Raw genomic sequence first — 24,279 nt, 5'->3', positions numbered from 1 at the left:
CGTGTACGGCCGTCTCCCCTTCGCCGTGGACTCTGGCCACCTCAACCAGCTGTACGACCGTCATCTTTCCTCCTTGAGAACGGCCTCGCAGTGATCCAGCCACCGTTGCTCGGCCTCGGTCTGGAAGATCATGGAATCGAGCACGAGCCGCTGGGCCGTGCCTTCCGTGGCGGATGGCTTGGCCCTGGTCAGCTGCTGGAGGGCGCGCATGGTCGCAGTACGCTGCTTGCGGACGACCTCGGCGACGTTCACCTCCTTGGCGGCGACGGCCATGGCCAGCTTGATGACCAGCTCGTCCCGCGGCCGGTCGGACTGGACGACGGGGGTGCTGAACCATCGCATCATTTCCGCCCGGCCGGCCGCGGTGATCGTGTAGACGACCCGGCCCTGCTCGTCCGACTCCCCTGGCTTGACCAGACCGTCGCGCTCCATGCGGGACAGCGTCGTGTAGACCTGGCCGATGTTGAGCGGCCAGGTCGCCCCGGTCGACGCCTCGAATTCCACCCGCAATTGGTAGCCATGCCGGGGCCCCCTGCTGAGCAGGGCGAGCAGCCCGTGCCTGATCGACATGGATACTAAGTATGCATACGCAGTATGCGCTTCTCAAGGGGATCTGCCGCATTTCTGCACAAGCCGCGGCGTTTCACGTCACCAACCGCCGTCGCACTCGCGTTTCGATCAAGCGCCCGAAATATGATCTTCACTGCCGGGCGGAGTGAACCCGCAGTCGGTTGCCGACACCGCCCAGGGTGTCCGCCGCTCGGTGAGTCGCCGAGCCCGGCCGGGGCCGAGGAGCCGGTGCCGCTGCTCACGGCGATCGCCGATCCGGTGAGGTGACAGCGGCGGTACCGGTCGAACTGAGATTCATCTCAGGTTTGATTACTGTTCATTTAGGCGTTATGCCACGGTCCTTCTTATGATCGACCGCTATGAAGACTGACGCTGGGAACAATCTCCGCAGCCGGCTGCTTGGCGCGACCGTGTCGCTGGGCGTGGGGGCCGGAGCCGTTGCCTGGCTTTCGCCGGAGGGCACGGGCGGGGCCGGTCCGGCGAAGGTCGTGGAAGGCGTTTCGGCCTCCGGGTACAGGTTGGTGACCAAGGCGGTGGCGAACGCGCCCTCGTGGGCGAGTACCGCGATGGAGATAGCCACCGACGGCACCCTCGTGCTCCTCGGGCTGCTGCTCGTCCTGGTGTGGTGGACCGCTCTGCGCCGCGGGGACGCGCGCGGTGTCGCCGGAACCGTCATGATCGGCGTGGGCACCGTCGCCGCCTATGCGATCAGCGAGACGGTGAAGCTGACGGTGATCGAGGAACGCCCCTGCCGGGTGGTACGGGGAGCCGCGGCGGCGATCGCGGAGTGCCCCGAGGTGGGGGACTGGTCGTTTCCGAGCAACCACGCCACCCTGGCCGCCGGACTCGCGGTCGGGCTGGCCCTGTTCCGTCCCCGCCTCGCCGCGGTGACCCTGCCGCTGGCCGCGGTGGCGGCGCTGCTGCGGGTGATGGTGGGAGTTCACTACCCGCACGACGTGCTCGCCGGTGTGATCCTCGCCGCAGGCGTGGTGGCGGCGGTGCTGCTCGCGCTCACGCCACCGGCGGTGCGGCTGGTGTCGCCGCTGATCGAACGCCTGGGCCGGAACGATTCCGCCCCCGAGGGCCGGTACGGGCGCCGTCCGGCCGCCCACGCGGGCAGGCACCGAGCCGGCCCGGACTTCGGCCGTTCCCTCCAGTACGGGCGGCCGACGGGGGCTCCGCCTGCTGGGCCGGATCACTTCCGTCCTTTCCGGGCCGACCTCCCGCAGGCGTCGGACAACGGCCACCACAGCGGACGCTTTTGATCCCGGACCTTTTGGTCCGGGGCCGAAGGAGCCGTTGCACGACGTTGAACATCCGTTTCCGGGAGGCGCGAAAGGCCGGCACTACGATGAGAACGGTGGCCGCACGGGGATTCGCCGACCTCTTCCGCGCTCTTCCGCGCGGTGGGCGGACTCGAAGAGCCCGTACGGAGTTCGCCCTGAGCACTGCGGGCGATCACACGGACCGACGGGGAAGGCTCCGATGGACGAGGCCGGGCTGCAGAGGCTCGTGGACCAGGTCGTGCTCGACATGGGGGCCGCGTTCGGAGCGGCGACGGTCGTGCTCGGAGACCGGCTGGGCCTGTGGAAGGCGATGGTGGGGGCGGGCCCGCTCAGCCCCGGTGACCTGGCCTGGCGCACCGGCACCAACGAGCGGCTCGTCGCCGAATGGCTCGCGGCCCAGGCATGCGCCGGATACGTTCGCTACCGGGACGGCGCCTACACGCTGACCGACGAGCAGGCGACGGTGTTCGCCGACGAGACCAGCCCGGTGTTCATGACCGGGCTCGCCGAACTGATCTCCTCCGTCTACCGCGACGAGGCCGGGATCGCGGAGGCCTACCGAGGTGCCAGGGACCTGGCCTGGTCCGACCACGACCGGGCGCTGTTCAACGGCACCGAGCGGTTCTTCCGCCCCGGATACGCCGCCCACCTGCGAGACAGCTGGATTCCCGCACTCTCGGGCGTCGAGGAGAAGCTGACCGCCGGGGCCCTGGTGGCCGACGTCGGCTGCGGGCACGGCGCCTCGACCATCGTGCTGGCGGAGGCGTACCCGAACTCGCGTTTCACCGGCTTCGACGCGCACGTGCCCTCGATCGTGCGGGCCCGCGAGCTGGCACTGCAGGCCGGGGTCACGGACCGGGTGAGTTTCGAGGCGGCCTACGCCGCCGACTACTCAGGGGCCGGCTACGACCTGGTCTGCCTGTTCGACTGCCTGCACGACATGGGCGACCCCGTTGCCGCGCTACGGCACGTGCACTTCACCCTGGCACCCGACGGCACCGTGCTGCTGGTCGAGCCGTTCGCGCACGGGCGGCTGCCGGACGACCTCAACCCGGTGGGCCGGCTCTTCTTCAACGCCTCGGCCACCATCTGCGTACCCAACGCGCTTGCCCAGGGCGGCACCGAGGCCCTGGGCGCGCAGGCCGGGCGGGACCGGCTCTTCGAGGTGGCCCGGCAGGCGGGTTTCACCCGGACCTGCCAGGCCACCGCCACCCCGTTCAACCTGGTACTGGAACTGAAGCCGTAGCGGCTGTCCGGTCTTCGCCGGCCCCCGTGGGTCAGGACACCCGGGACGGTCCGGCGGTCCAGGTGTCGCAGGCGGCGGGGGAGAGCGCGCGGTAGCCGCGTTCGAACCAGCGGACCCGGTTGGCGCCGCTGCCGTGGGTGCGGCGCTCACCCTCGTCACCGCTGGCGCGGAGCTTCTCGGACAGTGCCTTCCAGTCCTGCTCGGTACGCGGCAGGGAGTCCCGTACGCTGCCCAGGAACACCCCCGACAGGCAGTCGGCCTGGAGCTCGTAGCGGCGGCGGAGTTCGAACTGGTGGGGGAGGTCGGCGCGGGCGCGCCTCTCGAAGTGGTCCCTGACGCCGGTGAGGTTCTGCAGGTGGTGGCCGTACTCGTGGGCCGCCACCTTGAAGGGGTACAGGTCGGTGCGGTCCTCGATCCAGGCATCGGTGAGTGGGAACACCAGCGTGGCCCGTTCCGTGCAGTAGAAGGCGTCCGCGCCTTGGGGCCAGGGTATTCCGCAGACACGTCGCGCGGGTTCGGAGTAGAGGCGGACCGTGGGCGTGCGGAACCGCAGCCCGGCCCGAGCGAAGTGGGCGGACCACGAGGTGTTCAGACATCTCATGACCGCGAGGAGATACTCGCCCGGCTGTGGAATACCTCGGTCGATGAGCGGCGGCTCCGGGCACGAGGTGACCGCCAGCCTGCCGGACTTCAGCAACGAGGGCTTGGGCGCGGAGGCCTGCGCGATTCCGGCGGGCAGGATGGCAAGACACACGGCGGCCAGGAGAGCCCACCGCCGGAGAGATCGCCGGGAAGCGGTGCTTGGGGGGACGAAGCGCATGATCGGACAGCTTAGAACTCCCGGTGCCTTCGCTGTGCACGCGGCTCGCGAGAGCAGCGATCAGCGCGTTGAGGCGCTGTCCCACCCTCGCGCCGTCAAACTCACCTCGTCCGCAGCCTGGCGGACGTTCCCCGGCGGCACGCCGAAGGTCCGTTTGAACGCCCGGCAGAACGCCGCCTCGGACTGGTAGCCGAAGCGGCGGGCGACCGCCGAGAGCGGCTCCGCTGTCCGCCGAAGGTGCGTACGGGCCAGTTGCATGCGCCAGTGGGCGAGATAGCGCATGGCGGACTCGCCGACCAGGTCGGTGAAGCGCGCTGAGAAGGCCGAGCGCGACATGCCGACCTCCTGCGCGAGCGAGGCGACGCTCCACTGCCGTTCGGGCGCGCGGTGGATCAACGCGAGCGCCCGCCCCACCTGCTCGTCGCGCAGGGCGGCCAGCCAGCCCTGGTTCGCCTCGGGCGCCGAGTCGAGCCAGGAACGGATCGCCTGGATGACGAGGATGTCGGCGAGCCGGGTGATGACGGTCTCGCCACCGCCTGTGACATACGCGGGACGGATCGACGAGATCGTGCCGGGGAACGACGGCCTGCTACGGGGCGAGCCTGGCCGGACGAACTTTCACGCCGGGAAGCTTCGTCAGCGGGCTCAGGTCGGCGACCGGTGTGTTGGAGAGGTCGAGCCAGCGCAGGCGCGGCAGCCTGGCCAACGGGGTCAGGTCGGTGACGGCGGTGTCGGCAAGGCTGATCGCTTCGAGCCGGTCCGGGAGGCCGTCGAGTTCTACCAGCGCCTTCAGCGTGTCGGAGTCGGCTTCGCGGGGCAGCCGCAGGTTCCGAAGGCCGGTGATCAGGCGGAGTGTGGGCAGCGCGGAGACGTGGGGAAGGTCGAGCCAGGTCGTGTCGAGGGCCGCGTCACCCAGCACCTCGCGGGCGTAGCGTTCGTAGCCACGGACCCGGCACCAGCCCGCGGCCAGTTCCCGCTGGATCCCGGGGTCGTCGACGTAACGGAACCGGCTGAGGAGAGGGACCGCCTGGTCGGCATCGATCAGTGCCGCGGTGCGGATGACGGCCGGTGCCATGGCGTTCGTGACGGAGCCCGACCACGCCACGTCCGTGAGAAGGTCGAGAACGAAGTCCCCGGCCTCGGCGAGTTCGTCGGCTTCGCCGAGGTCGCGAGGTGGCAGGAACTCCCGGACCGTGGAACGGATCTGGTCGGCGAGTTCCGGGCACCCATCGGGGGGAAGGTCCGCGATGCACGCGGCCGCCAGCAGCCACAGCCGACGATGGTTACTGCGACTTCTCCTGGCCCGGTCGACCAGCCTCGACAGCACCCGCCAGGAATCGCGCTCCGCCTCCTGCTCGACCGCCATGATCACTACTTCCTGGTAGGCGGGCAGGTGAGCGTGGCTGACGAGGTGCCCGTGGTGCATCTGGTCCAGGAACTCCTGGGCGGCCAGATAATCCTGGAACCCGGGGAACCGGAATCCAACACGTTCTCCGTCGACGAGTTCCAACAGGCCGGTCTGCTCCATCATGAGCTGGAGCGTGTGCCCTGCGGAGAGAGCCCCCTCATGCGTCACCCGGTCGATCAGTCTGACCGCTGTCCGTCGCGGGAGCGTGTCCTCGCCCTCTACGACCAGCCAGTGGGCAAGCGGCGCGAGCAGCCGGTGCCAGTCCGACCTTTTGCGGATGGACCGCCCTACGTCCCGGCGCTCGACCAGGAAGTCGACGAGAGCGCTCCTGCGGAAGATCTTTGAACGCGAGTCGCACAGCTCGTTCCCCCTGAGATGCTGCGCGCTGAGGATCGCGCACATCAGCGGTGACCTGGCCAGCCGTGCGAGATCACGGCGCGCCGCCAGCTCGCCCTTCAGGCGTTGTCCTGACTCCCACACCTGGCCGGGGGAGTAGGTATGGGCCCCTTCGGCCACGGCAAGGTGCCAGCGATCGATGAAGCCGTCCACCTGAGTAGGCGTCATCGGCTCCAGTCTCGCAGTCACGAAGTCGTTGGCTCGTAACTGCTCGCGCCAGGCTTCGTTGATGGCGGCGGGCCTCGAGGTCAGGACATAGGACGCCGTGGGGTAATAGGCGAGGAGTTGTTTCAGCCATTCAAGGACCGCTGGACGATCCTTGTCGGATATCTCGTCGATACCATCCAGAAAGACCATTCCCCGGCCGTGCTCCAGGAGGTCGGCTACCCAACGGTCAGGCTTGCTGCCGGCGATGGTGTCGGCGACGGCCGCCACGAACTCCTCCACCTGGGGAAGGCGCAGGCGTTTTTCCCCGTCGTGGCAGCCGCGCATCTTGATCAAGAATGGCACCAGCGCCGGGGATTCGTCCCCTTCCCGGAGTAGTTCTCCATGAAGGCCGCGAATGGCCAGATGGCGCAGCGCGGTGGTTTTCCCGGAGCCGGCGTGGCCCTCCAGCAGCAGGCGGCGCCTGCCGGTGACGACGTCCTCAACGCGTAGACCGCTCCCGTTGAGGGCGGGGCCCTCTCTCGTTTTCTGGAGCGAAAGATTCATATAGGCGGAGCTCAGCCGGTAATTGCGCAGTTCCCAGGGCAGCTCGTCCACGCCCCAGAGTTCAATGCGGTCCAGGAGGTGGAGGACACCACGGCGGAATTGAGCTTCGAACTCCCGGGCCCGGGCTGTCCGCGCCTCGTCGCCAGCGTAAAAAATGATGTTTCCATAAACATCGCGAGCCTGGACAACGTTGCTGTGCGCGGCGCTGCCGATCTTGTTGTGCACGCCTTCGGACCCGGAACCGCTCATGGGTTGAGGGTACGCTCTGTGCCGTCCGGCTTCCGGAAATTCCGGATCTGAATGAAGATAGCGGTATGTCGGAAAAGGCGCAGGTCTGGTGTGGCGCGATCGTGGCATTCGCCGTTCTCGTGGGACTTGGCGTTTACTTCCTCTCCGTTGGCCTGGACAGGGCGGACAAGATCGCGAGTGTGATCGGCCCTCACGCGGCGCCGAGTGCCCGTTCGAAGACGCGGTAGGCGTCCGGAGTGAACAGCACGAACCGCAGGTCCGTGACCTGTGTCGGTGCGGTGCGTACGGTGCCGAGCGCGATGCGGGCGGCGTCGCCGACGGGCCAGCTGTAGACCCCGGTGGATATCGCGGGGAACGCGACACTGGTCGCGCCCAGCTCGTCGGCGACCCGGAGCGACTCCCGGTAGCAGGAGGCCAGCAGGTGCGAGCGGTCCTCGGTGGCGGAGAAGACGGGGCCGACGGTGTGGATGACCCAGCGGGCCGGTAGGTCGCCCGCGGTGGTGGCCACGGCCTGGCCGGTCGGGAGCCCCTTGCCGTAGTGCGAGGCGCGCAGGTCGCGGCAGGCGGCCAGGATCGCGGGGCCGCCGCGCCGGTGGATGGCTCCGTCGACCCCGCCGCCTCCCAGCAGCGAGGAGTTGGCGGCGTTGACGACGGCGTCGACCTGCTGCGCGGTGATGTCCCCCTGGACCAGCGTGACCTGCATGAGGTTGTGACCTTTCGCGATAGTTGGCCTTTGCATCGAGGAACTTCTCGGCGTACTCCTCCAGCAACGAACCCACTGTCACCACCGCCTCACACGCTTGTACCCACGGTAGAAGGCGGTTCTCCGATCAAACAGTCCCGACCATAAAAGCCCAGCTCAGGCACTCACTGATGGCCACGGCTGACTCCTTGAGGTCAGTGCTATCGCGAGGTGCATTGATAGACGACCCAGCGGCCGCCGCCCGCATTGGCGATAGCGTTCCTTTTCGCCCTGGCGGGTGTGCTCCCCCTGCCGCCCCAGTAGACGTTTCTCTTGGAATTGTAGGCGACAGCGCCACAACCGTTGACGAAGGTGGTAAGGACTTTGCAGCTGGAGCGGCCGCACGTCCTCAGTGCCCGCTGTCTGGCGGCAGCCGCTGTTCTGTAGTCCCAGGACCTGCCGATACGGCCGTCCCGTGCCACGGCAATGGCGCCGTAATAGTAACGTGCCGCACTTTCCCCCGTGGTGGCCGCGGTAGCCGCAGTAGCTGCGGGGGACGCCGTGGCCAGCATCCCGCTCGCCATGAAGGCGCAAGCGGCGATGGCAGTGAGTTTCTTGCCTAACTGCATGGTGTTTCCTCTTCGTATGATTCCAGGGGTGACTCCTGGCCCCACCACCGTGGCCCGGAACTCCTATAGTGACGGTGAGTCGCCACTCGGTTAATCAGCCGGCCGGCTGGAACTGATAGTTAACTCTTTGATTATCGCACTTCTGGCGAGCTAAATCGCGCGGCTTCTCACCTGGCCGGACGGTGTACATGGCCTCGCTGATGACGCCGGGCAGCGCGCCCCCCTTGGTGCCGATGAGGAGTGTGCGGGGGTCGGCGCCGGGCTGGCGCATCGGCCACTCCAGGTGCTTGCTCGCCGTCTTGTCCTTCCTGAGTCCGGTGAGCACTTCGCGCAGCACGCCAGGTTCGACGCGGGTCACGGTTTCGGCCCAGGCGGCCTGCCGGGCAAAGCCGGGGAGCGTGGGCCGCACCTGCGTACCGGCCTTGACGTAGTTCTTCAGGCAGACGTCGGCGGGCAACGCGCAGCCGCCGAAGGCGCGTAGCATCTCGCCGTTGACGGTACCGACGCCAGTCTGCGCGATCTTGCGCAGTGCGCCGGGGCCGAGGCGGTCGCGCAGCAGGTCGGCGGCGGCGTTGTCACTCTCCTCGATCATGGCGGAGACGACCTGGTCGAGCGTGACGGTCGCACCGGGCTTGAGCCGTTTGAGCGCCGCTTCGTGGGCGCCACCATCGGTGCCGGGCAGGTGGTAGGCGTTCCACTTTTGGGGCTGACGGGTAGTGGCCGCGGTCGCTGCCTGATGATGAGCGTCGACCGCCGACCCGTGAGGCGATGATCCGCCGGGCGCCTCACCCGCGGTCGGTACGCGGTACGGCTGGAACACCTGCTCGGCCACGGAGCGGACGGCGCCGGTGCCCGAAAGCGGTGACCCCGGAGATCACGGATGCGGCGCCAGCAGTTCGACCGTGCCGCGCTCGCCGTCGACCCGGATCCGGTCGCCGTCGCGCAGGCGCATGGTCGCGTTGCCGGTGCCGACCACGGCCGGGATCTCCTCGATCCGCAGGAAGAACAGGTCGTCACCGTGGCCGGTGAGCTTCCCGGCCCGCAGGACGAAGGCGCGCAACGCCCAGAAGGCGCGCATCACCTCCGAGCGGGCCGTCTCCCGGTCGCGGACGATCGCGTTCCACCGCGCCACCCGCTCTCGCGTCTTCGCCACCTTGCCGGGATGGCGCTCTCCGAAGCGCCTCCAGGCCGCCTCGCGCGCCTCCCGCTGCCGGTCGAGCAGCGTGCCGGCGTGTCCCCGGGTTTCGGGCATGGCCGCGAGCTGCGCGTCGATCCACCTCGGGTCCTCGCCGGGACGGGCGATCGAGACCTCGAACTCGTGCGCGCCCCGGTGCCCGTAGACCCCGGCGAACGTCTCCCGGTCGATCTCCTTCGCGGCGAGCCTCTCCAGGCCGATGATCGTTTCGAGACTGGCCAGTGCCCCGTCGGTGTTGGCGCCGGTGAGCATGGCCTGGGCGTCACGCTCACCCACGAGCTCGCGCAGCCTGTCGCGGGTCATGACCAGGGCGTTGCCGCCCTGGCGCCCGGCGGCCTCCAGGACCTGGCAGGCCTCCACGAAGTACGGCAGCAGCTCGGCCTCCCAGAGCCGGACCAGCTCGTCGGTGGTCGCGGTGGCGGCGGTCCGCTCGCGCAGGGCCGTGCAGCGCTCCCGCGCCGTGGCCAGGAAGGGGCGCATCCTCCCGGTGTTGACCGCCACCCGCCTGCGCAGGGTGAAGGCGAGCGGCAGCACGCCCTTGACGATCTGCCAGCGCGAGATCGGCAGCAGCGGCACGTCCAGGCCGGGCGGCAGCTTGCCGAAGACCTGCTCGATCGCGCCGAGCCTGCTCTGCATGCCCATGGCCCGCGCCACCGAGAACGCGATGCTCAGGTTCATGTAGAAGCGGCCGCCGATGTTGCCGACCACGCTGAAACCGGGCATCTTCGACGCCGACATCGCCTCGCCGATGAAGATCTGCACCAGCGACCAGGTACACGGCGTCATCACGTCAGGGATGGCCTCGCGGAGGTTGGTGCCGGTCCACAGGTAGTCACCGGTCAGGCTGTCGTTCCACTCCTCGACCCGCTGCCTGAGCCGGGTGATCGGGCGGGCCTGCAGGACGAGGAACGCCCCGTCGCGCCTGGCCCACTCCACGTCCATGGCCGTCCCGTACAGCTTCTCGATCTCCGTCGCGAGCCGGGCGAGCAGCAGGGCCTGCTCGCGGTCGAGCACGCGACGGCGGCGCAGTTCCTCGGGCACGGGTTCCGCACGCGTGCCGCCGGGCGTGCGGACCGTCATGACGGTCTTGTCGCCGATGTGCTCCTCGGCTATCTCCCCGTCGGCTCCGGCCGCTTTGCCGACGACGACGGTGTCGGGCGTCACCTGCCCGCCCACGAGGGCCTCGCCCAGCCCCCAGGAGGCATTGATCACGACCTGGTCGCGCGCGCCGGTGAGCGGGTTCGCGGTGAACAGGACGCCCGCCGCGTCGGCCTCCACCAGCTCCTGCACCACCACGGCCAGCGCCACGCCGTCGTGCGGTACGCCGTTCGCCGCCCGGTAGGCGATGGCACGCGCGGTCCACAGCGAGGCCCAGCAGCGACTGACCGCGTCCGGCAGGGCGTCGGCGCGGACGTTGAGGTAGGTGTCCTGCTGACCGGCGAACGACATGTCGGGAAGATCCTCGGAGGTGGCCGACGAGCGCACGGCGACCGGTACGTTCGCGCCGAGCCTCGCGTGGGCCGCGCGGATCTCGGCGGCGGTCTCCGCGGGCATCTGCCGGGCGGCGAACAGCGCGGCGATGTGCCGGGACGCCTCCTCGGGGGGCATCCCCGATACGGCCGCCATGATCTGGTCGTTCAGGCCGTCGCGCGAGACGAAGTCGAGGTAGGCGTCGGTGGTGACGTGGAAGCTCCCGGGAACCGGCAGGCCCGCGCGGGCCAGCCGGGCCAGCGAGGCCCCCTTGCCGCCCGCCAGGGCGAGGTCGGCGGCTTCGTCGTCAAGGGGGAGGGTCTTCAAGGCGTACTCTCCTCAGTGCCAAGGGAGACGCGCAGTTTCCGCTGCGCGGTCTCCACGGCGGCGTCGACGTACTCCAGGGTGGCCCGCGCCACCGCGCGGGCGTCGGCGGCCGGGACCGGGCCGCCGGGCTCCAGCGCCCTGCCGCCGGCGTCGGCGATCAGCTCCGCCAGGCGCTCGTCGGCCGGCCGATATCCGGCCGGCATCATCGGCGAGACGCTCAGGAACCCGTACAGGACGGAGACGAGCGTGGTCACGTGCTCGGCGGGCGACAGGTCGCTCCGCAGGGCGCCGTGTTCCAGCAGCGTGCCGAAGTAGCCCGGGAAGCCGCCGCCCAGCTCGGCGCCCGCCGGACGGTCCCGCTTCTGGCGGGTGAGCCTGCCCAGCACCTCCGAGTCGCCCAGGACACTCGCCCGAATCAGGGGCCTGCCCAGGATCTCGGAGGCGAGCAGCCTGAGCAGCTCTCGGAGAGTGGCGGGGCCTTCTCCGATCCGCCTGCGCACCTCGGTGATCATCTCGACCCGCTCGCGGCGCAGCAGCGCGGTGAACAGCTCCTCGCGGGTCTTCCAGTGCAGGTAGATCGTGCCCTTGGCGACCCCGGCCTGCCGGGCGATGTCCTCGACGGTGGTCTTGTCGTACCCCCAGCGCAGGACGAGGTCGCCGGCGATGTCCAGGATGTGGTGCGCTCGGGCGAGCCGCTGCGAGGCGTCCTGCGGCGGCCGCCCCACCCTTCTGGTCCGTGACTCCACGATCCCCACCATTTCCCAAAAATTTGACCGTATGAGCTTATCTGGTCATTTAATTGATGGTACATCGCCGGGAAGGGGTGGGCGAGCATGCCCTTCCCTCGGGGTGGCCCGGCTGAAGCCGGGGTCAGATCGGGAATACGCGCAGTGCGGCGACCCTTCGTCGGTCAGGTGAACCTGAGCGTGATGGCGTCGCTGTGTCCGGACCAGTTCAACGTCAGACGCCAGCATCCCGTCCTGGGCAGGTTGACCGATGAAGGCCCCGGGCCTCCGTCGATCTCGCGGACCACCGCCGTCGTCGTCCCGTCCAGCATCGCTTTGATGGTCAGCGGCCGCATCGGCTGCTGCGGCAGCCGCGAGACCCAGAGAATCTTGTTCGTGACGTCAGGATCGGTGGAGGCCGCCAGCGGATAGCCGAACAGCACGGCGATGATGTCGCCGTGCTCGCTGAACACGTGGGGCACGCCCGAGCCGTCATCGCTGAACCCTGGCCTCGTCCAGGTGGGCAGCGCGTCTCGGGTGACGGTGGAAACGCACGCGACGGCCGACGGCCGGGCCCTCTTCGGCATTGGGCGCCGGATCGCTCGCCGGCTGGTGGCCCTGCTGCTCCAGTCCCTCCGCGCCCGCCCGGCCGACCCGCCTGCCCCCCCTTCCACCGGCCGTCGCCCTCGGACCGCATCACCTGGTGAACCCAACGACGACGTGAACAGCCTCATCAAGGATGATTCTTGGTTTCGCGGACATTTTAGGGCCGATACGGCAATTTACTCTGCGGCGAGCTTGAAGGAATGACCGGATATTGAGGAATCTGAGGTCATCTGAGTAATCGTTATAGCCATCGAATCAAGCCATCTGGCTGTCGAGCTGCGGCGATGTCGTCTAGCCTCATTGCGCGATCCCGGCAACAGGGGACATGTATTCGATCAGATGGGCTTGTGAGAGTGCTTGTCATAGACAACACCGCACCTACACTGAGCAGTGTGACGACCACTGTGACCCTTCGTGGTCCGGCCGCGGCCGTTGCCTATCTTCTGGCGATGGCCCGTTCTCGTGGTGTGCGAATCAACCGCACCAAGCTCACAAAACTTCTCTACCTTGCTGATCTACGTGCTGTCGAGCGCGGACTTCCTCCCGGCTCGGGCGTCGAGTGGAGATGGCGCCACCATGGCCCGCATAGTCTGCGCCTCGCCGAGATCGAGCGAGATCTTCGCGAGGCGGGCATCATCCGGGTGGAAGAGACAACCGATCCTTTCGCCGGTCACCGGGAATGCCTCATCCATCTTGTGGATGCTCCTCAGACGGACATCGATGCCGAGTTCGCGGAGATCGTGAACGCGGTCCTGGCCGACTACGGACAATGGTCGGCAGGACAGTTGCGCGATCTCACTTGTCAGACGTCTCCGGTGCGGGAGGCCGTCAAGCAGCACAGGCATGAGGTGCGGCTTGACCTTGCCGGAGGATCGCCCCTGCCCGACCTCGGCTCTGGGCTGATGCCGGCGGCCACCGCTCTCCCGGCTTGCTCAAGGACCAGAGTGGGGTCGTACGACCGACATCGGGCGATGGCGGACGGTCTATCGGATCAGCCCGGCCGTAGCAGTTCGACGAGTTCCGGGGCGATGCCCGGGAATTTCCGGTCCGCGGTGAGCAGCGCGTCGGCCCCTACCGCACGGGCGGTCGCGATGATGAGGGCGTCCGGTACTCGGATTGTCAGGTCCGCGGCCCTGAGCAGGGCCGCGCTCTCGGCCGTCGTCTCGTCCACCTCGACGATCCGGTCGATGACGGCGGCACGGAATGCCTCAAGCATCTTCTCGGCCGCGACACCCTTGCGGACCGCGCCCACCCGCAGTTCGCTCCAGGTGATCACGGAGATGGCGAACGAGGCCGCCTTGTCCTCCCGGCGGCGAACGGTGTCACAGGCATGGCTGTGCAGCGCGTCGTCGGGATTGAGCAGGCCGGCGATGACGTTGGTGTCGAGCATCACGGTCGGCACCCGTCATCTCCAGCTCTCGCGGCTCGCCTCGACGTCCACGGCCTCGGTGAAGCCGGGGATGGTGCCGATCACCCGGTCGAGACGGCTGCGGTGTCGCCGGATGACGATCTGGCCGCCCTCTTCGGCGATGTCAACCAGGTCTCCCGGGTGAAGACCGAGCGTGCGCAGGACCGCCGCCGGCAAGGTCACCTGGTTCTTGCTGGAGATACGTGCCGGCCCCGTACGCCTGGCACGTGTTCTCTTGCCGTGCTCCATAACCTTTACTGTAGCCATCACAAGTAAAGGCCAAACGGTGTGACGCATGGCATGCGATTGGTTTCAGAAAGTCACCGCGTGTCTGTCAGGCGCCTCTGATGCGGAAGGCCGTCAAGCAGCACGGGCATGAGGTGCGTCTTGATCTTGTTGGAGGGCCGCCCCCACCTGACCTCGGCCCCGGGCTCGCCAGGCCCCGTCGATGGGCCGATTCTGGTTGATCACCCAGAACACCCAAGGGCGACACGCGAGCCCTTCGAGCGTTGGACCTACCGTGCGACGGCGACGCCGAGTCGATGCCCCTACAGTGACTATCGTGGATCGAACTGAAGTCGTGGTGCGCAGGCCGCAGGGTCCGGATGAGCGACTCCGTGCCGGGGCAGTGCTTTCACGCACCGGAACCCTCGCGAAGGTCCAGTGGGACGACGATGGAGTGGTGGAGGAGAATGTACGGCTCGGCGGTGAGAATCTGCTGGCCGTCGTCGGCACCCGGCGGCATCAGTTCCTGATGAACCTGCCCGTCCTCATCGAGCGGTTCACCTCCGATCCTGTCACCGTGGTCTTGGAACTCCTTCGCGAGAGCCGGAAAGGGCTCAAGGCTCCGGCCATCAAGGAGCTTCTCGTCGAGCTTGGCCTGGAGCCGGCGGTCGTGGACCGAACGTGGAAGAGCGTGCAGGCGAAACTGTCCAAGCGTGACGACGTGCGCATCAGGGCAAACACATACAGATGGGCGCAGCCGAGTCCGACTGAGGATATGATCGCTCCTCCGGCTGAAGTCGACGTGATGGATACTCCGGCTTCTACAGCTCCTGAGGCTTCCCTGGTGGTTCCTGCGGTTCCTTCTACAGCTCCTGAGGCGGTTTCTGCGGTTTCTGCGGTTCCGGAGATTCCCACGGCTCCTCCGACCGAAGTCGGCGAGGATGTGACCGGGCCGGAGACGCCTGCGCCGATCCGGAAGGACGACGAGGCTGCGGCCGACTTGGCAGAGGCGGCAGAAGACCGGGTACGGGTGCTCGCCGAGCGTTGCGAACGTCTGGAACGGGACCTGCGGAGCGCGAACGACAGGGCGATCGAACTCCGCACCGCCCAGAAGCGTCAGCTTCAGATCGATGTCGTGCGCGCGCTTGCCGATCTCGCAGCCGAGATCGAGGAAATGGTGATCGGCAGGACCGCCCCGGAGATCGTTGTCGAGCGGGTGCGAAGCCTCGTCGCGGGACAGGCGCTGCACCCCATCGGCACGGTGGGCGAGGAATACGGCTTCGACCCCGCGCTGCACGCCCCTCTGGTCGGCGCACCGGAGCCCGGAACGCCGGTGAGCGTCATCCGTCCCGGATATCGCTGGGCCACCTTCGAAGAGATCCTCCTCCACAAGGCGCTGGTCGAGCGGGTGCGAGCATAGTCAGCTGAGAGAGGCGGCGCCCCGGCTGGAGCAGTTGTGCCCGTTGCCGGGAACGGCCCGCCGTACGACCGGGTCCTCGGGCCGGGCAGCCGATGAGCGGCTGCCAGCCTGGACGAAGTTCCCCCCGACCTCGGCGTATTGACCAAGACTTGGCCGTTAGACGGCCCGTTCGGGAGTGAGCAGAGCTCGTAGGCCGCTTTTTGGGAGTGCTTCGTGGTGGTCAGATGGGTCCGGCTTGACGTGAGCGTCCTTAGCGATCTTCACCCAGCGCCGGGATGTGCCAATGAGCAACCGCCGAGCAACCACGGCCGATCTCGCCTCGCCGCCGAGGCCCCAAACCGGGACAAAGTCCCCGGTCAAATCGGGTCATAAGTGGTGGGGCGCCAGAGATTCGAACCCTGAACCTACGGATTAAAAGTCCGGCGCCGCTGCCGCACCCGAGTGCGGGGCTGCGCCGGCGGATCGACCGGATACTACGCGTGCACGGTTTCGTCGAGTGGCACGGCAGCGGGGAGCACGCCGGCGCGGCCGGAGGTGTCGCCGGCGAGATGTGGACTCGTCGCGGTTCACATCGCCACCTGGCCGGATACGCCCATCATGGACGGGGCTTGGCCTTATAAGCTGACGCGTATGGCGGCGCAGCTCCCTCTTGATATCTGTCATTGCGACGCGTTCGCCGCCGCCCGCGCGCTTTCCGTCTGGGTGGGGGCCGGACGGGCGGTCACCCCTGGTGGTGCGCTCAAACCCGCACTGGTCCCGCAGGCCGCCAAGACTCTGGGTGTGCCGTGCCCGGCCAAGGTCCGGCGGGCCGGCGACATCGCCGCAGTCCATCGTCCGTGGGTGACCGCACTGGCCGCCGGACTCATCACGATCTCTGGCAGCCGCGCCGTACGAGTGGAGACACCGGCGGAGCCGACCCCGCAGTCGTGGTTCGTGGCGCTGGAACGGGTGCTCCAGGCGCAGGTGACCGATCCATGTGACGCCGACTCGCGCATCGTCTGCCAGGCGACGCTCACCGCGATGGCCACCGAGCCGCCGCCGTTCGGACAGGCGTTGCGCCAGGTGATCGCCGAGGTGATGGTGCAGCGCGGTGACTGGGACAGGTACGCCCCCTACCTGGCCGAAGAGGTCATGGTGCATCCCGTTGATCGGATCGTCGAGATCCTGCGCGACTTCGGCGCGCTCGACCGGCACATGGCGCTCACACCTCTGGGGGAGTACGCGCGGGCCGAACTCGGCCGTCGGGTCCCGCCGCCGATCACCAAGGACCTGCCCGCCGCTGAGGTGCTGCGCTTGCTGGCCGCCCTGCCCGAGGAGGAGATCTGGGAACCGGTGTGGCGCTGGCTCGACATCGACCCGTTCCGGGCCGATTCCACGCGTGACGCCTTTCGGGAGCTGCTGTGGGCCGCCGCGGACGCCACCCCTGCCGGACGGATCAGCGCCGTCGAGGTGATCGGCGAACGCGGCGAGTACGCCCTGCCACTCTGGCGCGAAGTGCGCGAGCATCCCGTGCTCGGCGCGCATGCCCGGTCCGCTCTCGCCGACCTGGACGATGGACCCGTCCTCGCGCAGAGGGACCTGTGGTGGATCGCGATCGACCATGCCCTGGCCGCGCTGGAGCGCCACGGCGTGACCGACGCCTGGTACATCCTTCGTGACGTGGCCGACGGAGACGCCCGCGACGCCGTACGCGACAGCGGCCATCCCGATGCCGCCGGGCTGCTGGCCGCGCTGCCGCCCACCCCGCCGCCGATTCCCGCCCACCAGCTCAAGATCTCTCTGTACGGCGGGTTGTGGCGGCGCGTTCTGGTCCCCGAGAACCTCACCCTGGGAGACCTGCACGAAGTGATCCGTGTCCTGTTCGGCTGGGGTGACGATCACCTGCACGTGTTCGAGACCGCCAAACGCAGGTACGCCGATCCCTTCCACGGGCTGGAGGAGTGCGGCGACGAGTACGCCTACCGGATCAACCGGGCGCTTCCGTCACTCCGCTCGAAGATCACCTATATTTACGACCTCGGTGACTGCTGGAAGCACGAGATCGTCCTGGAGAAGATCCATGACGAAGTCACCCGCCCGGTCTGCGTGGGCGGCAGGGGGGACAACCCGATCGAGGACTACAATCCCGAATACCCCGAAGACCCCGTTCCTTTCGATCAGGACGCCGTCAACAAGCGACTGGCGGCGCGTTTGGAGTCGACCGAAGTCGCGTACTGAATCTGAAAGCTCGGCGTGACGCTCGATCATGCCGCTGACCTGCAGCGATAGATAGCCTTCGGGTAACGTTCACCTTTGATCGTCAGTAGCGGTGCCATGTTGCCGGACACGTCCACCAATCTTCGGCAATCGCTCGGGGGCGGGACGGAGCCCGCCCCCCTGGGGTGGTCCGGCTGAAGTCGGGGTCGGGTCAGGATACGCGCAGCGCGGCGATGAACCATTCGAAGGCGGGGACCCTGGGCGGAAAAGGCGGCCTGCCGTTGAGCACGCCCACGAGCTGCCAGTAACGCTCCACCCGGCGGTCGGTGAACGTCTCCATATGGTCGGCCACCCGGGCACGGTCTCCGGCGGGCAGTGCCGGATCCACGATCTGATCCAGGATCGCCCTGCCCTCGGCCGACTCGGGGCTGATGCCGGCGGCCACCGCTCTCCCGGCGTGCTCAAGGACCAGCGCGGGGTCGTACGGCTGCGGCCCGGATTCGTCGCCGGGTGTGGCACCGGCCACCGCCATCTGCCGTACGCGTTCCTGGAAGCCGGCGTCACCCACGAGTTCGGCGAGCTCCAGCCAGGCCTCCACCTGCTCCGGGCTGGGGTCGTCCGGCAGCTCTGCCGGGATCTGGCGCATCGAGGTCGCGATGTGGGCCCCTGGCGACTGTGGGTCGATGCCGTCGAACGTGCGGTCGACGAAGTCGTCGATCATTCGCTGCCGTTCCTGAGCGGACAGGCGGATCAACTTGTGCATGAGCATCATCTCCTCGGTCGTGCTTTCTTGTTGGGCGATCGACCGCAGCACTGCCCGGCGCAGATGGAGGGAGCGGATCTGGGTGTCCAGCGCCCGTACATATGCTCGCGCGACGTCGGCCACCGTGCACTGCCTGGTAAGGACCTGTCGGACGGTGTCGAGGTCCAGTCCCAGTTCGCGTAGCGTTCGCACCAGGTCAAGCCGGGCCACCGCCTCCATGTCGTACAGGCGGAAGCCGCCCGCCGACCGGCACGTCGGCGGGATGACACCGATGTCGGACCAGAAGCGGATCGTACGCACCGACAGGCCCGTGCGGTCAGCGAGCTGTCCGATGGTGAGCAGTCGGTCGCGGTCGTTCACCACAGCAGCATCAGCCCTCCAGTCACTGGAGAGTCAAGCCGAATTGCGCGGTTCCCCGGGTCAATGGCCATTGGTCGCCGCGAACCTCTGACGGTCACCGAGCCAGGTCGAGGTCCCGAAGAGGCCCATCGCGACACCGTACCGCGCTGGCCTGCCCGGACAGGATTCAGCGCACGATCCGGTTCAGCCCCATCTCCTGACTGGTATTCGGCGAGGGGCGGCCCCCTGCCCAACGGAATGGCGTGAACCTCCGAGGCGCTCGGGTGGGCGTCGGCTTTCACCGGCCGCTGGGGTGGCGCGTCAACCCCTTCTTGCTCGCTGAGGTTCTTCGGTGCTGGTCAGCCCGCGCATAGGCGCTGCCGGCAGGTCAGGAAGGCGTTCTTCCAGGGCCGGATCGCGCTGACACCTCGCGGAAAGAGTCAATGAACATTTCCGTCAAATAGGCAAATAGGCGATAACGCTACTTTTCCAGCGATCATACGTAGCACCATGCTCCTGGGTAGACCCCATCGATCTAGGAGTAAACGTCTGTGGCAACCCCCCGAATACGTCGGCTGATCGCGGCCGCGAGTCTGCCGCTGGTGGTCGCGGCGACCATGACAGCACTGCCCAGCACCGCGAACGCCCTCTCCTCCGACGTCGTCATCTCCGCTGTGTACGGCGGCGGCGGCAACTCCGGAGCGATCTTCAAGAACGACTACATCGAACTGGCCAACCTCACCGACAACGCCATCGACGTCTCGGCCTGGAGCGTCCAGTACGCCTCGGCCGCGGGCGTCGTCTTTCAGGTCACCAGTCTGACCGGGAGCATCCCCGCGCACGGCAGGTACCTGATCCAGCAGGCCGCGGGCGCCGCCGGCAGCGTCTCGCTGCCGACTCCGGATGCCATTGGCACGGTCCCGATGTCGGCCACCTCCGGCGTCGTCGCCCTGGTCACGGCCCAGTACTCGCTGGTGGGCTGCGGCACCGCCTGCGCAACCGCTCCGAACGTCAAGGACCTGGTCGGTTACGGCGCGACCGCGAACGTCGAGACGCTCGCCGCCCCCGCGCTCACCAACACCACGGCCATCGCCCGCTCCGGATCGCTGACCGACACCGACAACAACGCCGTCGACTTCACCTCCGGCGTGCCGAAGGCCACCAACTCCGCGGGCACCACGGTGAGCGCGAGCGACCCGGGCGGCCCCGTCGACCCGACCCCCGGCACCACCCGCATCCACGACATCCAGGGCGCGGGCCGGATCTCCCCGATCGTCGGGCAGAGCGTCACGAACGTCCCGGGCATCGTCACCGCCGTCCGGGTGACGGGCAACTCGCGCGGTTTCTGGTTCCAGGACCCGAGCGCCGACGCCGACCCCCTGACCAGCGAGGGCCTGTTCGTCTTCACCGGATCGACGTCGCCGACGGTCGTCATCGGGGACTCCGTCCTGGTCACCGGCCGCGTCACCGAGTACCGCCCGGCCGCCGGCGCGCAGACCCTCACCGAGCTCGGCGGCCCGATCAACACCATCAGGCTCACCGGCGGCAACGCGCTGCCGGCGGCCGTCCCGGTCGCCTTCCCCGACGCCTACACCAAGAGCGGCAGCCTGGAGGCCCAGCCCCTGGAGCCGTCCTCGTACGTGCTGGACTGGCTTGAGATCCACGAGGGCATGCGGATCACCGTCGCCGAGGACACCCGCCTGATCAGCCCGGTCAACACGGCGTTCTCCGAGCTGTGGGTGACGCTCAAGCCGGGCCAGAACCCGACCCCGCGCGGCGGTTCCATCTACCCGGGCTACGACGCCCTGAGCAGCGGCCGGCTGATGATCCTCTCACTGAACGGCGCGCCCGCCGCCAACGTCGGCTCCACGCTGGCCGCCGGCACCACCGGACCGCTCGACTACCAGTCGTTCGGCGGTTACGTCCTGCAGGCCACCGAGCTCGGCGCGATCACCGAGGGCGGCCTCAAGCGCCAGAAGGTGCTCCCGCCGAAGAAGCAGGGTGACCTGTCCGTCGCGACCTACAACGTCGAGAACCTCGCCGCCACCAACCCGGCCGCCAAGTTCGCGCGGCTGGCCGAGGCGGTCGTCACCAACCTCGGCAAGCCCGACATCCTCGCCCTGGAGGAGATCCAGGACAACAACGGCGCCACCAACAACGGCGTCGTCGCGGCCGACGAGACCGTCGCGAAGTTCATCGCGGCGATCCAGGCCGCGGGCGGCCCCACGTACGACTGGCGCTCCATCGACCCGAACAACGGCACCGACGGCGGCGAGCCCGGCGGCAACATCCGCCAGGTGTTCCTGTTCAACCCCGCGCGCGTGACGTTCGTCGACCGTCCCGGCGGCGACGCCGATACGGCCGTCTCCGTCGTCCGCGAGCGGCCGACCAGCAACCAGGTCTCCCTGTCGGTCTCACCCGGCCGGATCGACCCGACCAGCGACGCCTGGGCCTCCAGCCGCAAGCCGCTCGTCGGCGAGTTCCTCTACGACGGCAACAAGCAGCTGTTCGTCGTCGCCAACCACTTCAACTCCAAGGGCGGCGACGCCCCGCTGACCTCGGCCGTGCAGCCCCCGGTCCGGAGCTCCGAGGTCCAGCGCGTCAAGCAGGCCACCGAGGTCCACGACTTCGTCAAGGACCTCTCCGACAAGAGCGCCGGCCAGGCCCGGGTCGTCGTCCTTGGCGACCTCAATGACTACCAGTTCAGCCCTGCCATCCAGACCATCACCGGCAACGGCACCCTCCTCAAGACCCTGATCGACACCCTCCCCGCCGACCAGCGCTACAGCTACATCTTCGACGGCAACTCCCAGGTCCTCGACCACATCCTCATCAGCCCCGCCATCAAGGGCTACTCCTACGGCGTCGTCCACATCAACGCCGAATTCTCCGACCAGGCCAGCGACCACGACCCCCAAATCATCCGCATCCTCACCGGCTGCAGCGCGGACCCCCTCCCCACCCGCTGCCTCCCCGGCAGCCCGGTGGTAGACGAGTAACCTCACAAAAAGCGCCCGCCCCCTGGGCGGTTTCAAGGGGACGGGCGCTTTTCCCATTCCATCGCCCGAACCACCGAGGGCAGGAAAGCGGTGAGGATGTCGAGTGCTGATCACTTGACCTTGTGCGATGGCGATTCTGTCGGTGGCGGGTCGTACAGTGACGGCGTGATCATCATCTCGGGTTGGATCAGTGTCGATCCCGGTGCTCGTGACGCCTATCTGCGGGGCTGCGTCGGCGTGGTCGAGCAGGCGCGTGCCTCGGTCGGCTGCCTCGACTTCGCGCTCAGCGCCGACCTCGTCGAAGCCGATCGGATCAACGTCTACGAGCGCTGGGAGTCCGAGGAGAGTCTCGGCGCCTTTCGAGCCTCCGGGCCGAGCGACGACCAGACGGCGATGATTCGCGACGCCGAGGTGGCCCGCTACCAGATCTCCGGAGCCGGCCCCGCCTGATCCGGCCGTCGACGGCAGGAGCCGGGTGTCGCTCGGTTTTTCGGAGCGCGGCTCCATGTCGTACGCGAGCCTCGCGGGTGGCGGGTCAGCTAGGCCGGCCGGGTTCGAACATGACTCGCGTGAGATTTTCGATCCGGTGTCCGGAAAAGCTCCATGGCGCTCGTGGTGCAGGTGGGCGAAGAAGTAACACATCTCCTCACACTCGGCATCCAGCACCGCCTTCTTCGGATCCTCGGCCACCGCGGCGTAGAAGTCGCGGCCCAGCGCGACGATGAAGCCGCGTGCATAGAGGAAACCGTCATCGGAACCGTCGGCGACTGCTTGGATGTCCGCGCGGTCGATGTCATAGAGCTTGGTCTCGACCACCCGATCGAGGTCCGTCGGTTCGTCCGCCGACAACCCCTCGCTGAGGGAGCCGAGGTTGCTCAGGAACTCCTCCAGAGCGGCTTCGACCACGACAAGCGGCGGCGTGCCGTGAAGGTCCTCGTCGGGGGCAGGCGTCCGATGTGTCAGCGCCTGTCGTGCCTGATTGACGTCCACTCCCAGCGGCGCCCAGGCCGCCTCCACCAGGCCCCAGAAAGCTTCCTCGTCCTTCAAGCTCGTCGCCCCTCTCGTGACCAACCCTGCGATCCCTAGGGTGCGGTGGTCTCAAGCTGCTCGGCGCATCGAAGACTGCGGGGTTCAGCTAGATGCACTTCCCGGGTGGTTGTGAACGGGGGATGAGGGGTCGTGGAGATTGGCCGTTGTCATTGGTGGTCCGTCCGGATGCACACCACTTTTGGCTGCGTCATCTCCTCGTAGGCGAAGCGCACGCCTTCACGGCCGAGGCTGCCGTACTTGAAGCCCCCGAAGGGCATACCGTCGAATCGGTAGTCGGAGGAATCGTTGATCATGATGCCGCTGACTTCGAGCTCGTCGGCGGCGCGAAGTGCTGCGCTCAGGTCATTGGTGAAAATGCCTGCGTGCAGGCTGTAATCGGGCATGTTCGCAAGTGAAATGGCTTCTTGGAGTGTGTCGACCGGTTGCAGGAGGACCACGGGGCTGAAGGCTTCTTGCTGCCACAGGTCGCAGTCCAGGCGCACGCCTTCGAGCACGGTCGGGGCGTAGATCGAGCCGTCTTGTCTGTGGCCGCACAGCACCCTCGCGCCATCTCGGAGGGCTGCGTCAACCGCTGCTCTGGCTCGATCGGCTGCGTGTCTTGTGATCATCGGTCCGACGTCAGTGAGTGGTGAGGTCGGATCACCCACCGTGAGGGCTTCGGTGGCCGCTACGAACCTCTCCTTGAACGGCTCGTAGATGGACGACTGGATCAGAATGCGTTGGGTGCCGACGCAGTTCTGTCCTGACGCCCAGAACGACCCCGAGACACACGACTCGACGGCCACGTCGAGGTCGCAGTCGTCCAGGACGATGACGGGTGCGTTCCCGCCGAGATCCATCGCGAGTCGTTTCAGCCCGGCGGTCCGGGCGATCTTCTCGCCGGTGGCGAAGCCGCCGGTGAAGGAGACCATCCGGACGTCGCGCGATGAGACGAGCGCCTCGCCCAACGCCGGGCCACCGGTCGCGAGGGTGACGACGCTGGATGGCAGTCCGGCTTGGTACAGGTACTCTACGAGTTTGGTGGCGGAAAGGGGAGTAAGGTCCGATGGCTTGAGAAGCACCGCGTTGCCGCCGGCGATCGCGGGCCCGAGCTTGTGCGCGGCGAGGTTGAGCGGGTCATTGTACGGGGTGATCGCGGCGATGATCCCCAGCGGTTCACGGGTGAACCACCCCTGTCGGCCCCGGCCGCCTGGGTAGGCGTGGAAAGGCACCAGCTCGCCGACGTTGCGGCGGGCCTCCTCGGCCGACAGCTCCAGCGTGGTGACGCAACGCTGAGCCTCCTTGCGTGCTTGTCTGATCGTCTTTCCGGCTTCTGCGACGATGAGCCGGGCAAAGTCCTCCTCGTCCCGGGCGATCAACGATGCGCAGTTCTGTAGGATGCCGGCTCTTTCCTGCCGGGACAGGCTGCGACAGATCCGTGCGCCATTCCGTGCGGAGGAGATCAGTTCGGGCGCTCCATCGGGATGGATACAGGGGACGGATCCGACTTCGCTGCCATCGAATGGATTCGTGACCAGGATCGATTCCGAGGAAGCCGGATCGGATGGGCGCATTCCCAT

General features: G+C 67.9%; 21 protein-coding genes and 1 pseudogene. 8 read left to right on the top strand and 14 right to left on the bottom strand.

Going from position 1 to position 24,279, the window contains the following annotated elements:
- Window positions 1-60 precede the first annotated feature (60 nt).
- Window positions 61-570, bottom strand: a complete 510-nt coding sequence (locus tag OIE13_RS19880) for a PadR family transcriptional regulator (RefSeq protein WP_326828534.1) — start codon at window positions 568-570, stop codon at window positions 61-63.
- Between the two features lie 359 nt (window positions 571-929).
- Here OIE13_RS19880 and OIE13_RS19875 point away from each other — a divergent pair, with 359 nt between their 5' ends.
- Together OIE13_RS19875 and OIE13_RS19870 are read left to right on the top strand one after the other, a co-directional pair.
- Window positions 930-1,835 carry a phosphatase PAP2 family protein gene (locus tag OIE13_RS19875; RefSeq protein ID WP_326828533.1) on the top strand — a complete coding sequence of 302 codons (906 nt, stop codon included), beginning with the start codon at window positions 930-932 and terminating at the stop codon, window positions 1,833-1,835.
- Between the two features lie 220 nt (window positions 1,836-2,055).
- Window positions 2,056-3,102, top strand: coding sequence for a class I SAM-dependent methyltransferase (locus OIE13_RS19870; protein WP_326637664.1), 1,047 nt, complete (start codon window positions 2,056-2,058; stop codon window positions 3,100-3,102).
- Window positions 3,103-3,133: 31 nt separating this feature from the next.
- Here the strand turns inward: OIE13_RS19870 and OIE13_RS19865 are convergent, their stop codons facing one another.
- The 9 genes from OIE13_RS19865 to OIE13_RS19830 form a co-directional block, all read right to left on the bottom strand.
- Complete coding sequence (locus OIE13_RS19865) at window positions 3,134-3,856, bottom strand: neutral zinc metallopeptidase (RefSeq protein ID WP_326637665.1); 723 nt, start codon at window positions 3,854-3,856, stop codon at window positions 3,134-3,136.
- Window positions 3,857-3,982: 126 nt separating this feature from the next.
- Window positions 3,983-4,336: a helix-turn-helix transcriptional regulator gene (locus tag OIE13_RS19860; RefSeq protein WP_326637668.1), complete on the bottom strand. Its 354-nt coding sequence runs from the start codon at window positions 4,334-4,336 to the stop codon at window positions 3,983-3,985.
- A gap of 175 nt (window positions 4,337-4,511) precedes the next feature.
- Window positions 4,512-6,488 (bottom strand): NACHT domain-containing protein, encoded by a 1,977-nt coding sequence (locus tag OIE13_RS19855; RefSeq protein ID WP_326828532.1) that lies wholly within the window; start codon window positions 6,486-6,488, stop codon window positions 4,512-4,514.
- Window positions 6,489-6,876: 388 nt separating this feature from the next.
- Window positions 6,877-7,389 carry an O-acetyl-ADP-ribose deacetylase gene (locus OIE13_RS19850; protein ID WP_326647012.1) on the bottom strand — a complete coding sequence of 171 codons (513 nt, stop codon included), beginning with the start codon at window positions 7,387-7,389 and terminating at the stop codon, window positions 6,877-6,879.
- Between the two features lie 200 nt (window positions 7,390-7,589).
- Complete coding sequence (locus OIE13_RS36755; RefSeq protein WP_442816072.1) at window positions 7,590-7,940, bottom strand: DUF4189 domain-containing protein; 351 nt, start codon at window positions 7,938-7,940, stop codon at window positions 7,590-7,592.
- Window positions 7,941-8,091: 151 nt separating this feature from the next.
- Window positions 8,092-8,829 (bottom strand): serine hydrolase, encoded by a 738-nt coding sequence (locus tag OIE13_RS19845; RefSeq protein ID WP_326828531.1) that lies wholly within the window; start codon window positions 8,827-8,829, stop codon window positions 8,092-8,094.
- Between the two features lie 42 nt (window positions 8,830-8,871).
- Window positions 8,872-10,989: a PEP/pyruvate-binding domain-containing protein gene (locus OIE13_RS19840; RefSeq protein ID WP_326828530.1), complete on the bottom strand. Its 2,118-nt coding sequence runs from the start codon at window positions 10,987-10,989 to the stop codon at window positions 8,872-8,874.
- Complete coding sequence (locus OIE13_RS19835; protein WP_326828529.1) at window positions 10,986-11,735, bottom strand: TetR/AcrR family transcriptional regulator; 750 nt, start codon at window positions 11,733-11,735, stop codon at window positions 10,986-10,988. Before OIE13_RS19835 ends, OIE13_RS19840 begins: the two co-directional genes overlap by 4 nt.
- Before the next feature lie 164 nt (window positions 11,736-11,899).
- Window positions 11,900-12,301 (bottom strand): hypothetical protein, encoded by a 402-nt coding sequence (locus tag OIE13_RS19830; protein WP_326637676.1) that lies wholly within the window; start codon window positions 12,299-12,301, stop codon window positions 11,900-11,902.
- Between the two features lie 303 nt (window positions 12,302-12,604).
- Here OIE13_RS19830 and OIE13_RS36750 point away from each other — a divergent pair.
- A pseudogene (locus tag OIE13_RS36750) lies at window positions 12,605-13,069 on the top strand (hypothetical protein); the annotation flags it as partial.
- A gap of 242 nt (window positions 13,070-13,311) precedes the next feature.
- On the opposite strand, the gene OIE13_RS19820 reads toward OIE13_RS36750, so the two are convergent.
- Together OIE13_RS19820 and OIE13_RS19815 are read right to left on the bottom strand one after the other, a co-directional pair.
- Window positions 13,312-13,722 carry a type II toxin-antitoxin system VapC family toxin gene (locus OIE13_RS19820; RefSeq protein ID WP_326828528.1) on the bottom strand — a complete coding sequence of 137 codons (411 nt, stop codon included), beginning with the start codon at window positions 13,720-13,722 and terminating at the stop codon, window positions 13,312-13,314.
- Window positions 13,723-13,725: 3 nt separating this feature from the next.
- Window positions 13,726-13,977: an AbrB/MazE/SpoVT family DNA-binding domain-containing protein gene (locus tag OIE13_RS19815; protein ID WP_326637681.1), complete on the bottom strand. Its 252-nt coding sequence runs from the start codon at window positions 13,975-13,977 to the stop codon at window positions 13,726-13,728.
- 433 nt (window positions 13,978-14,410) lie between these two features.
- Between OIE13_RS19815 and OIE13_RS19810 the strand changes: the two genes are divergently transcribed.
- Complete coding sequence (locus OIE13_RS19810; RefSeq protein WP_326828527.1) at window positions 14,411-15,373, top strand: hypothetical protein; 963 nt, start codon at window positions 14,411-14,413, stop codon at window positions 15,371-15,373.
- Window positions 15,374-16,003: 630 nt separating this feature from the next.
- Window positions 16,004-17,590, top strand: coding sequence for a plasmid pRiA4b ORF-3 family protein (locus OIE13_RS19805; RefSeq protein ID WP_326637684.1), 1,587 nt, complete (start codon window positions 16,004-16,006; stop codon window positions 17,588-17,590).
- Between the two features lie 190 nt (window positions 17,591-17,780).
- Here the strand turns inward: OIE13_RS19805 and OIE13_RS19800 are convergent, their stop codons facing one another.
- Window positions 17,781-18,692 (bottom strand): helix-turn-helix domain-containing protein, encoded by a 912-nt coding sequence (locus OIE13_RS19800; protein ID WP_326828526.1) that lies wholly within the window; start codon window positions 18,690-18,692, stop codon window positions 17,781-17,783.
- Window positions 18,693-19,222: 530 nt separating this feature from the next.
- Between OIE13_RS19800 and OIE13_RS19795 the strand changes: the two genes are divergently transcribed.
- From OIE13_RS19795 to OIE13_RS19785, 3 genes are all read left to right on the top strand, one after another.
- Window positions 19,223-21,670, top strand: a complete 2,448-nt coding sequence (locus tag OIE13_RS19795; RefSeq protein WP_326828525.1) for a lamin tail domain-containing protein — start codon at window positions 19,223-19,225, stop codon at window positions 21,668-21,670.
- A gap of 165 nt (window positions 21,671-21,835) precedes the next feature.
- Window positions 21,836-22,120, top strand: a complete 285-nt coding sequence (locus OIE13_RS19790; protein WP_326828524.1) for a putative quinol monooxygenase — start codon at window positions 21,836-21,838, stop codon at window positions 22,118-22,120.
- Window positions 22,121-22,273: 153 nt separating this feature from the next.
- A complete protein-coding gene (locus tag OIE13_RS19785; protein WP_326828523.1) occupies window positions 22,274-22,756 on the top strand; it encodes a hypothetical protein in 483 nt (160 codons plus the stop codon).
- A gap of 110 nt (window positions 22,757-22,866) precedes the next feature.
- Here the strand turns inward: OIE13_RS19785 and OIE13_RS19780 are convergent, their stop codons facing one another.
- Window positions 22,867-24,279, bottom strand: coding sequence for an aldehyde dehydrogenase family protein (locus OIE13_RS19780; RefSeq protein WP_326828522.1), 1,413 nt, complete (start codon window positions 24,277-24,279; stop codon window positions 22,867-22,869).

This window comes from Streptosporangium sp. NBC_01810, assembly GCF_035917355.1.
Lineage (GTDB): Bacteria > Actinomycetota > Actinomycetes > Streptosporangiales > Streptosporangiaceae > Streptosporangium.
This window is presented reverse-complemented; position numbering and strand designations above follow the sequence as displayed.